This window comes from Gilliamella sp. CG35 (assembly GCF_046635745.1).
GTDB classification, from domain to species: domain Bacteria; phylum Pseudomonadota; class Gammaproteobacteria; order Enterobacterales; family Orbaceae; genus Gilliamella; species Gilliamella apicola_I.
Window position 1 is genome coordinate 31,938 of sequence record NZ_JBIDFH010000007.1, and the last position, 11,946, is coordinate 43,883.

9 protein-coding genes are annotated in these 11,946 nt (G+C 34.8%); all 9 read left to right on the forward strand.

Going from position 1 to position 11,946, the window contains the following annotated elements:
* The first annotated feature begins 412 nt into the window (after positions 1-412).
* From ACGH4F_RS04590 to ACGH4F_RS04630, 9 genes are read left to right on the forward strand one after another with little or no spacing between them, the layout of a single operon-like run.
* Positions 413-2,788: a type VI secretion system Vgr family protein gene (locus ACGH4F_RS04590; RefSeq protein WP_411590178.1), complete on the forward strand. Its 2,376-nt coding sequence runs from the start codon at positions 413-415 to the stop codon at positions 2,786-2,788.
* Positions 2,788-3,687, forward strand: coding sequence for a hypothetical protein (locus tag ACGH4F_RS04595; RefSeq protein ID WP_267352522.1), 900 nt, complete (start codon positions 2,788-2,790; stop codon positions 3,685-3,687). Before ACGH4F_RS04590 ends, ACGH4F_RS04595 begins: the two co-directional genes overlap by 1 nt.
* 25 nt (positions 3,688-3,712) lie before the next feature.
* Positions 3,713-7,993: a toxin VasX gene (locus ACGH4F_RS04600; RefSeq protein ID WP_411590180.1), complete on the forward strand. Its 4,281-nt coding sequence runs from the start codon at positions 3,713-3,715 to the stop codon at positions 7,991-7,993.
* A gap of 6 nt (positions 7,994-7,999) precedes the next feature.
* On the forward strand, positions 8,000-8,695 hold the full coding sequence (locus ACGH4F_RS04605) for a hypothetical protein (RefSeq protein WP_411590182.1): 696 nt from the start codon (positions 8,000-8,002) through the stop codon (positions 8,693-8,695).
* Positions 8,696-8,729: 34 nt separating this feature from the next.
* Entirely contained in the window at positions 8,730-9,440 is a 711-nt protein-coding gene (locus ACGH4F_RS04610) for a hypothetical protein (RefSeq protein WP_411590183.1), read from the forward strand.
* Between the two features lie 3 nt (positions 9,441-9,443).
* Positions 9,444-10,139: a hypothetical protein gene (locus ACGH4F_RS04615; protein ID WP_411590185.1), complete on the forward strand. Its 696-nt coding sequence runs from the start codon at positions 9,444-9,446 to the stop codon at positions 10,137-10,139.
* A gap of 20 nt (positions 10,140-10,159) precedes the next feature.
* Complete coding sequence (locus tag ACGH4F_RS04620; RefSeq protein ID WP_411590186.1) at positions 10,160-10,843, forward strand: hypothetical protein; 684 nt, start codon at positions 10,160-10,162, stop codon at positions 10,841-10,843.
* 32 nt (positions 10,844-10,875) lie between these two features.
* Positions 10,876-11,571 (forward strand): hypothetical protein, encoded by a 696-nt coding sequence (locus ACGH4F_RS04625; RefSeq protein ID WP_411590187.1) that lies wholly within the window; start codon positions 10,876-10,878, stop codon positions 11,569-11,571.
* A gap of 34 nt (positions 11,572-11,605) precedes the next feature.
* A complete protein-coding gene (locus ACGH4F_RS04630; protein ID WP_411590189.1) occupies positions 11,606-11,806 on the forward strand; it encodes a hypothetical protein in 201 nt (66 codons plus the stop codon).
* Positions 11,807-11,946 lie beyond the last annotated feature (140 nt).

Here is an 11,946-nt window from a genome sequence, read left to right on the forward strand (position 1 = left end):
AGCACATGTATAACATAGCTATCACAAATTAAAATGGCTAGAAATATCGCTCAAATTTGTTAAACACTAACTATCAATTTTTAACGGCTGGATAAAATCATTCAAATTGGCTTTATTCAGCGCAATAAAAAACCAATAACTCATCATACAGTACATTTAAAAAAGTAAATTTTTCTAGATGATATTGTTACTTTCTAAACAAAAAATAAAACTCTCTCATCCCAACCCCTAAAAAAAACCAAATTTACCTAAAATTACTGATTATTTATAATCATAATAAAAAATAAATAAAAATGTTGACTGTTTAAACAAAAGCCCCTATTTTGTAAACTTTAAATTTAATTTATAAAAAATTTACGAAACTTATAAAAATACATTATAGAGTAAAGAATCAAAAGTAAGGATTTGTGGCATGAATATAATGGATAAGTTGACAAATAGTATTTCTTCACTTAGTGAAAATTTGCCTTTTGCTAGCTCTGCACTGAATAACTATTCCCTTTCAATTGAACGACTTGATGCTTCATCAGATATATCAATATTATCGATTGAAGGAAAGGAACAAATTAATCAGCCATGGCGATACATCATCAATTTAACAAGCCAAAATAAACAGATATCAATTAATTCGGTATTAAGCCAAGCAGCATCGTTGACTTTCCATCCACGGGGTAAATTACTCGAATTAAAACAAATAAGTTCACAAGACATTCATGATAAGCCCAGAACAATATACGGGGTGATTACCGAATTTAGCTTAGTATCCATGAGCGAGGATCAAGCACAATATCGAGTAGTGCTTGAACCAAGAGTTGCACTGCTATCTAACAATTATCAAAGTGCTATTTTTCAAAATAAAAGTGTAGTAAATGTTGTTGAAGAAGTATTACGAAATCATGGATTAACCGGTATTGATTTTCGATTTGAACTAAACGAAACCTATCCAGCTCGTGAATTTATAACTCAATGGCAAGAATCCGATTTAGTCTTTATCCAAAGGTTGCTTGCTGATGTAGGTATTTGGTTCTATTTTGAAACCCATCCAGAACATCACTGTGATGTCATGGTAATTAGTGATTACGAACAAGGGTTTGATAATGCGGGTAGCATCATTATTAGACAACCAAGTGGCTTAAATGATAAGCAATCTCATAGTGTATGGGATCTACAGTTCAGCAGTAAAACAAAACCAAATCAAGTAAGTGTCAATGATTACAACTACCGTATAGCAAACAACTCTCTACATGGTATAGCCAACAGTCAACCCAAAGATATCACAACGCGTGGTGATGATTATCGTTACGAAGAACATCATAAAACACTGGGTGACAAACACACAGTAGAAAGTGGACAATGGTATGCGAATATACGGCATCAACACTACATATCTGAACAACTATTTATTTACGGTAAATGCAATAATTACACATTAGTACCCGGTCAACGCATTATCATTGAAGGATGCCCAATTAATGATATAAAAGATGGTATTATCATTCTGACTACAGAGTGTCAGGGTGATCGAACAAATTCATACCAAACTCATTTTACAGCAATCCCTTATGACGTATTAAAACCTTATCGCCCAGCCCCCCTTAAATGGCCTCAAGTTACGGGTACATTACCTGCACGAGTGACGAGTCCGGATGATGACACCTATGGATACATAGATACTAAAGGGCGTTATCGCATCAAATTCAATTTTGACTTAAAAAACTGGAAAAAAGGCGAAGAAAGTTTATGGGTAAGGCTTGCCAAACCTTATTCAGGTAATACTTATGGCTTCCACTTTCCGCTTATTGACTCAACCGAAGTCGCTGTAGCTTTTACCAATGGTAATCCAGACAGACCTTACATTGCTCACGCAATGCATGACAGTACCCATCCAGACCATGTTACGACAATTAACAAACACCGAAATGTTATTCGAACACCAGCTAACAACAAATTACGCATGGATGACAAACGAGGGCAAGAACATATCAAGCTGGCGACTGAATACGGTAAAACTCAGCTAAATATTGGTCATCTTGTTAATGAAAAGAAAGAAAAACGTGGCGAAGGTTTTGAACTACGAACAGATGAATGGGGAGCGATACGTTCGGGAAAAGGGCTATACATAACCACTGAAGAACAAGTTAAAGCCGGTAAAACTCAACTTGAAATGGGTAGCGCAATTGAATCATTACAACAAGCAAGTGAAATGGTCAAACGGCTTAATGAGCTGGCTGAAGCGGCCGAAGCTGAACTCGCTGATTTATCGACGCAAAAAAAACTATTAGAGCAAAGTTTAAATGAATTAAAAGAACCGGCAATTTTAAATTATGCACCTTCTGGTATTGCACACACAACACCGAGTTCTATCCAGCACAGTGCAGGTGAAAACATCATCCAAACAGCACAAAACACGGTAGACATCAATGCTTTCAAGCGTTTTATGGTGACTGCGGGCAATATGATAAGCCTATTTGCAAATAAAATGGGGATTAAAATATTTGCTTCAAAAGGGAATGTCGATATACAAGCACAAAATGAAGAAATGCATTTAACTTCTAAACAAGATATGAAGATCACAAGTACAGACAGTGAAGTCATCGTATCGGCGAACAAAAAACTGACCTTAAGCTGTAATGGTGTTGCCATCGTATTAGAAAATGGCGAAATAAACTTTTATGCACCAGGTGATGTTAAAGTGAATGCTGCCAGTTTTGGCTTAATCAGTCCAGCGACATTATCCGTTGATCAAACAGCGTTACCATCAGGCAGTACATGTAAGGAAAATGCTTAATGAAACAGCAATTATTAAACCTATTAAATAGTGAAAGCAATCAACAATATTATCGATATTTACTCTTAGATCCACTTGTAGCCGTAAGCGAATTGGATTTTATCAGCCTCAATAATATTAAAGATCATTATGGTGAACAAGCGGTTACCCCTGTAATAAGAACAGACTTAGCCTACGATCTTGATGCGTGTCCACAGCTTGTAATACTTGGAAAACCTGAGCAACCGATTGAAGAACGATTATTAAAATTTAGTTTAATAGAAGCCGAAAGTGAATTATTACAAAGCAAGCGTTATGTCTGTAGTTGGCTAGTGAGCCAACATCCACCGAATATAATAGCTCAAATATTAGCTGACATAGGTAAATATTTAACTCAATTTATTGGCACAAAATTTGTTCCTTTTTATGAACCATTCCGCATGCAGTTATTACATCAAGGTAACATGATATGTACTGAATTTTTAGCGGATGTATTTAACAGTCTAATCAGTTACAGCTATTTAACCACTAATAAAACCATTTCGACAATCAATCGGTTAAATTACAAACCCGATTCATATAGTATTTTTCTTAGTGAGGAAGCAAAATTTTATCAACAACATATAAAAGTCATATTCGACATCTACTTATCTCAAGTTAATATTTATACCAAACTGGGCAAAGATGTGACGCAAATCAACTTAATTCAATTAGCTAATACCTATCAAAAAGCGTGTCAGTATGGATTAACAGATTTAAATGACCAAAAGATTTTTGTATTGATGTCATTACGTTATGGTGATTTGCTTAGTGTCAGCAAAATAAAAAATGCAATCGACCAAGCAAAACAAGATAAAGGAAGTCTGGCAGAAAGATTTCAAGCAATCGATAGGCAACAATTTTTATCAATAAAGCAATAAGATAGATAAATACAGGAATAGAAAAATGGAAAAGCAAGAAACAAACAAAACCACAGAAGAAGAACAACAAAAAAAACGAAAAGAAGAACAAGCCGCTGAACTCGAAGATCGCATTATTTATGCCGAAGCAAACAAAGATGGTAAAGACTCCCGTTCAGCTTTAGCAAATGGCGGTTGTGGCGTTTGTGAACGTAAAGGATTTCCCATTTTTCTAGTTCGAAAAGCCCCGATTAGTACAAGCTTTAGCTTAGCCCAACAAATGGGAGAAGCTATTAAATTTACCGATACAAAGCGTGAGCCACAAGTTGACTTGCTTACCCATAAATACGTTTATCGAACGTTACGAGTTGGTTACGTTTATATCTTAGTGAAACATAAAACCAAAGGATGGGAATTTTTAGGATACGAAGTGACACCATCAGGGGTATTTCGTCATAAAACCATTACTGACTTAAAAGAGCGAAACGTTAAAGAGATCCCCGCAGCGTGTACCAAAGACGGTAATAATCACCATATACCTGGATCCTTTATCAATATTGACATCACGGTATACGAAGGCGAAGCCTACATTGCCTATACCCGTCGAGCATGGTCTCAAGGTGAAAACAGTGCGGTAGAAAAGTACCTAAAATTAATGAATGAATCCTCGATCACCATTGATTTACCATCCAAACAAGATCAAAAAAATGATTCATCGCAAAATGGGCAAAATAGTAATACCGAATCGGCAAAACGCAATACTAAAACTATCGATTTAAATACGGCGTTAAAACGGTTTACCAAAATCAATTTAAATCAGGAAACTTATAAAGATCCCACCAAATTGGCTGACAAAGATGGACGAAGTTTTGCATTCAACCAATTATTATCAGATAATTCATTATTAGAATTAGCCGCAAAACCGACAAACATCATACATAATCAAGGTAATGATGATGAAAGTGAACATGATAGCGATGATAAAGAACTGATTGAAGATAAAGATACCTTTATTACAGCACACAAATTCAACTCGTTACGAGATCGCCATAAAGCAAATAATAAAGAATATTTGAATTCACATGATGTGTTAAAAGAGCAAATTAATACATTTGAAAAAGATAAGCGTTTTGTTGTGCCAGTTGTTGTGATTGAAGATCCCTTTGGTATCGCAGAAGAGCTAAGCTTACAACGACAGCTAAAAATCGAACCCATCACGCAGTTAATTATTCAATCGGAAGAAATCTATGCCAAGAAAATCGATGAAAATTACAAAAAAATCATTGAAGCAAACAAACGGTTAGATGAAAAATACAATGCAATATTAAACAATAAAGAGCCTGCACGTGATAAAAGTATTTTTGATGACATTAACGAAAAACAATATTATGACACTTACAACTCGTTGAGTTCAGATATTATCAGTAAGCAATATTTTAAAGAAGAAAGATTGCATAAACGCAAAACATTAGCGTTAATAAATGAATACCGCAACCAAATTATCTCGTCTGAAACAGCGAAAGCGAAGGATAAGGTATTTTATGACTATTATGTCATCAGAAACCAGTCAGAAGCCTTTCCAATTATTGAAAATTTTCCTAAATCCCAAAGTTATTTAAAGCAAGGCTTTGTCGAGATAACCATGAGCAAAGAGGAAAAAAGTAGACATTTAGAAAAATTTAAAAGTTTATATAACACAACATATCTTGATGTTAAAGCTTTCAAGCAAAATAACACTGCTGAACAAGCCGCCAAAGAAAACATAGATAAACAATTAGAAAAATACAACAGTTTAATAAGTACTCTTGATGAGCAAATTTTTATAGCAATAGAACAAGCGGACTATAACAAGTTTGTCGAATCAATTACTAAGCTTTCACAAGATTATTTTTATTACTTAACCTGGTTATTTGGCTTCAAAGGATGTTCACAATATGCCCCTTCAGCAATTGAGCAGTATAATGATTGTGAATTTTGGTTAATCGAGTGTGATACTAACTGTTCCAATAATCATGTTGGCTACCTAACCGATTTTCTAAAACTGATTGATTTTACTTGTCTGGGTAATGTAAAAATGGAAGAGCAATCAGCGGTATGGGATACTCTGCTAAACAATGAAAACAGTCTGTTTTATCACCTGATTGACGGTCAACAAGGCAGTTTTTGGGAGTTAGTTTTCAATAAACGCCTGGATATTATGCAAGACGAACTCGCATCACATTCGAGTTTTACACCACAATTAACGAATAAAACCGAAGATCAAATTAAAGCTTATTTGCAACAGCAGTATGACAGCGAACAAGCAGCGAAGCAAAAGCGCGTAGAGCAAACAAAAGTCCTTTTACAAGAACTGGAACAAGATTTAGGACAAGGCAAGTTAGCGAATAACTTTTTTGCCGAAAAAGGTGAACTTATGCTAAATCTCTATTTCATGCTATTTGCGCGTGTTTCAGCAGGATTGGCAAACCGCCCATCAATCCAATCTCAAACCAACGACCAACAAGATACAAAACAAGCGGACGCCTTGCTATTAAAAGTTATACCATTAATTATTCAAAGTAATCTGGTTATTCATGGTTACTTAATGCTGTATATTAAGCTGCAAAATATCCCGATTGCAAAATTATCTGAAGTTTTGAATTACTGGGAACCATTTGAAAGTAGCGATCAAGAACTGTCTTATAAAAATTACACCCTAACGGATGATCAAGACAGTACCATCGATTGGAATTTGCAGTCTACTTATGCCGATTATCTGGCATTCGGATCAAAAATAATCGAAATTGGCGCAAATGATAAGATATTACAAAATGGTAAAGAGCTGTTTCGAGCGATTAAAGCGACGTTAACATTTGCATTGAGTCGAAATTGGTTGTATGCAGCATTAACGTTTGGATTTGCCCAAAGCCGAAGCTTAAATATTGTCAACCAAATCAAAATTGATTTTTGTACGAGTATATTGAAAGATATTAAAGAAACCCGCATAAGTACTCGCTTACCAAAAACAGCCGATATGGTAGTTGGTATCAGTAAAATGGCAGTCGCTGGCGTACAATCCATAGTTGCCCATATGCAATATTTGGAAAATTTGAAAAAATTAGATGATCCCACATTAAGTGAAACCGTTCGCTTTGAAATAAAACGCGATGTGCAATTTGGCTTATGTAAAGTAGCTGCAAACCACGCATCAACAGTTAATGAAGTGTTATTATTTTTGAATAAAACACTACCAAGAGTCTGGCGAAGAACATTAAGATTTAATAAAAGTATGAGATTGATTAGCAATAGTGTTCTTAAAGGTTCGGTAGGGGTAACAGCGGTATTAGGCTCCATAACCAGTTTTATCACTATACTCGAAGGGAGCATGTTATTTTTAAAAGGTTATGCCAAAGGGGGCAAAGTAGGCACAGCCTATATGATTGCAGGTGGCTTGCAAATGTTTTCGGGTTTTGTATGTCTAATGCAAACAGTTGGAATATTGGGGTTATTTTCTGGCCCGATTGGCGCAGCAATATTTATTCTAGGACTAGTTGCAGGTGTCGCTGCTGCAATTATACAAATGATCTATAAAGATGAAACCGATGACTGGGATAAAATGCAAATCTGGTTTAATTACTGCCTATTTGGATTACAACAACCAAGTGATAAAGGCGTACCTTATTTAGCCAACTTTGACAGCATGGCATTAGCCATTAATGACTTTATGGTGGCAAGAACAGGGCTCTATGCGGTGCTTCAGTTCGAAAATAACAAAGTATACTATAAGGACGAAATGAGGAAAGTACAAGAAATTCTAGAATTAGAAAATCAAATACTAATAGTTGACGTCGGTTCCTACCCAATAGGCGGTTACGTAAATAATACACCTTTTTGTAAGGAAATATATCTTTCGGTTGGGTTACCTAATTTTAAATCGGAACTGAGTGATTATGAAGGTAAAATTCGACTTTTAGATAAACATACGCAAGAACTAGTGACATTAAATATTAGTAATGGCAAACAGTATCCGATTCTTACCTTTACGCAGGATTCGGTTGAAGATTTACTCATTAAACGCAAGGATCCTTTAAATCCAGTGACAATAAAAAGTAAGTTAGAGAAAAGTAAAGTTGGAAAAGTGGAATCTTACAATGATGCAATAGATGAAGATCAAAAAAAATTGGGTTACTTTAAAATCTACTATAAAACAGGTGAATGTTATTTTTCGACTAATAACGAAATTAATTTACAACTCTACTATTGGCCAACCGGCAGAACCACCAAAGATAACCAAGGCAATACAGTGGATGCCAATCCAATTATTATTTCGGATACATACAAAAGGTAATGATTTATGCAACAAAAAAACAGTAAATTCATCAAACTATTAGCACTATTGATCGCGGGTAGTAGTTTAGTTGGTTGTTATAACAAAGAAGAATTTAAACGCATTATTCAAAACGGGTATGACGAAGCACGTGCCAATACGAAAGTAAAAGGCGATTTTTGCTATTACTTAGGGGTACTAAAATTCCCCTATACCGATCAGCCAAAATTAGACGAAGACAGTCGGTGGACAACTTGGAATAAAGAAGATCTTGCTGTAAGTTTACCCCTATTTGCCGAAATTGGTTTATTAAGTCGACAACCCGTTGAGGGTCAATCGGGACTGTATCATTATGACTTAACCGACTTGGGTCGAGAATATTTGCATGAATATATTGATAACAGAGGTATAAGAACTAAATACCACAATGAATTTTGTTATGGACCGATCGTGGTGGAACGAGTGACAGATGTCACCAAAAATGAGTATACCCGAGCACAAGGTTATAGCTATAACGAAGTCAATCTTGAAGTAGATTTTGATTATCATGTTATCGAAGTGCCAGATTGGGTAATAAACAATAAAGAAAAACTGAATTCGATATATCCACAATCAGATGTAATGTTACCAAATGAAAGTTATTCGCATACCATAAAATTTTATGTGGGTAAGGATGATAAATTGTATCAAGATAATCTTTCCTATTTTCAATTTAAACCATAAATTCTAAACCATAAATTCAAAGGTTTTAAAAAAGATGAGTAAACAAACCCAACTACTAGCCCTATTGATCGCTGGTGGTAGTCTAATCGGTTGTTATAACAAAGAAGAATTTAAACGTATTATTCAAGACGGTTATGACGAAGCACGAGTCAAAACGAAAGTAAAAGGCGATTTTTGCTATTACATAGGAGATCTTAGATTCCCTTATACCGATGAGCCGGTGAAGGAAAACGATACCAGAGGTATGATTTGGAATAAGGAAGATCTTGCTAAAAGTTTACCTTTATTTGCCGAAATTGGCTTATTAAGTCGACAACCTGTGGAAGGGCAAGTAGGACTGTATCACTATGACTTAACTGACTTAGGTCGAGAATATTGGCATCAATATATTGATAATAGATTTAAAAGAACACGCTACTATAATGAATTTTGTTATGGACCGATCGTGGTTGAACGGGTGACAGATGTCACCAAAAATGAGTATACCCGAGCACAAGGTTATAGCTATAACAAAGTCAATCTTGAAGTAGATTATGAATATCATGTTATCGATGTGCCAGATTGGGTATTAAACAACCGAGAAAAACTGAATGCGGTATATATACAAGGAGATGTGAGATTACCGAATAAAAGTTATGTGCAAACTATAACATTTAATGTTGGTAAAGGTGATAAATTATATCAAAATAGCCTGTCCTATTTTCAGCTTAAACCCTCAAGTGAAACAATGGAAAATAGCAAATAGTTTATGAAACTAAAAAACAGTAAATTGACCATTCTATTAGCGCTATTGATTGCTGGCAGTAGTTTAGTTGGTTGTTATAACAAAGAAGAATTTAAACGCATTATTCAAAACGGGTATGACGAAGCACGTGCCAATACGAAAGTAAAAGGCGATTTTTGCTATTATTTAGGAGATCTTAGATTCCCTTACACCGATGAGCCAGTGAAGGAAGACGACACAAGAGGAATGATCTGGAATAAACGTAAGTTGTCAAGGTCATTACCCCTATTTGCCGAAATTGGTTTATTAAGTCGACAACCTGTTGAGGGGCAGTCGGGACTGTATCATTATGACTTAACTGACTTGGGTCGAGAATATTTGCATGAATATATTGATAACAGAGGTATAAGAACTAAATACCATAATGAATTTTGTTATGGACCGATCGTGGTTGAACGGGTGACAGATGTCACCAAAAATGAGTATACCCGAGCACAAGGTTATAGCTATAACAAAGTCAATCTTGAAGTAGATTATGAATATCATGTTATCGATGTGCCAGATTGGGTAATAGACAATCAAGATAAACTTAATGAGATTTATACACAAACTAAAGCACAGCTACCCGGTAAAACCTATGAGGATGTTATAACATTTAATGTTGGTAAAGAGGGTAAGTTATACGAAAATAGTCTTACTTACAAACAAATTAAACCGTAAGAATGTAGGTGATTAAAAAGATGAGTAAACTCATTCAACTATTAGCGCTATTGATCGCCGGCAGTAGTTTAGTCGGGTGTTATAACAAAGAAGAATTTAAACACATTATTCAAGACGGTTATGACGAAGCACGCGCCAAAACAAAAGTAAAAGGCGATTTTTGTTATTACATAGGAGATCTTAGATTCCCTTATACCGATGAGCTGGCGAAGGAAGACGATACCAGAGGTATGATTTGGAATAAGGAAGATCTTGCTAAAAGTTTACCTTTATTTGCCGAAATTGGCTTATTAAGTCGACAACCTGTGGAAGGGCAATCAGGAATATATCAATATGATTTGACCGACTTGGGTCGAGAATATTTACATGAATACATTGATAATAGATTTAAAAGAACACGCTACTATAAACAATTTTGCTATGGACCGATCGTGGTTGAACGAGTGACAGATGTCACCAAAAATGAGTACACCCGAGCACAAGGTTATAGCTACAACAAAGTCAATCTTGAAGTCTATTATGAATATCATGTTAACGAAATTCCCGATTGGGTAATAAACAATCAAGAAAAACTTAATGCGGTATATACTCAGATAAAAGCAAGACTACCTGAAAAAACCTATAAAGATATAGTTAAATTCTCTGTAGGAAAAGGTGATGCATTATACCAAAATAGTTTAGGTTATAAACAGTTTAAACCGTAGAAAAGAGACCATAAATAACAAATAAAAAATTTATGAAACAAAAAAACAGTAAAATCATCAAACTATTAGCGCTATTGATCGCTGGCAGTAGTTTAGTTGGTTGTTATAACAAAGAAGAATTTAAACACATCATTCAGGATGGTTATGACAAAGCACGAGCCAAAACAAAAGTAAAAGGCGATTTTTGCTATTACTTAGGCGTATTAAGATTCCCTTATACCGATGAGCCAGTTCTAGAAACGGATATAAGATGGGATATTTGGAATAAACGTAAATTATCAAGGTCATTACCCCTATTTGCCGAAATTGGTTTATTAAGTCGACAATCTGTGGAAGGGCAAGCGGGACTGTATCATTATGACTTAACCGACTTGGGTCGAGAATATTTACATGAATACATTGATAATAGATTCAAAAGAACTCGCTACCATAATGAATTTTGTTATGGACCAATAGTGGTTGAACGAGTGACAGATGTCACCAAAAATGAGTATACCCGAGCACAAGGTTATAGCTATAACAAAGTCAATCTTGAAGTAGATTTTGATTATCATGTTATCGAAGTGCCAGATTGGGTAATAAACAATAAAGAAAAACTGAATTCGATATATCCACAATCAGATGTAATGTTACCAAATGAAAGTTATTCGCATACCATAAAATTTTATGTGGGTAAGGATGATAAATTGTATCAAGATAATCTTTCCTATTTTCAATTTAAACCATAAATTCTAAACCATAAATTCAAAGGTTTTAAAAAAGATGAGTAAACTCACCCAACTACTAGCCCTATTGATCGCTGGTAGTAGTCTAATCGGTTGTTATAATAAAGAAGAATTTAAACGCATTATTCAAGACGGTTATGACAAAGCACGCGCCAATACGAAAGTAAAAGGTGATTTTTGTTATTACATAGGTGTACTAAAATTCCCTTATACCGATGAGCAAATACTAATGCTATAAAAGGCATTCAAACAGAAATCTAAGACAAATATGAACCCAATAATTGTATAAAAACTAATGGAATATTAATTAAAGATAATAACTTTAATTTGAATGTTAATTAGCTATAATTAGTTGCAGTATAAACAAATAAAAAAGTT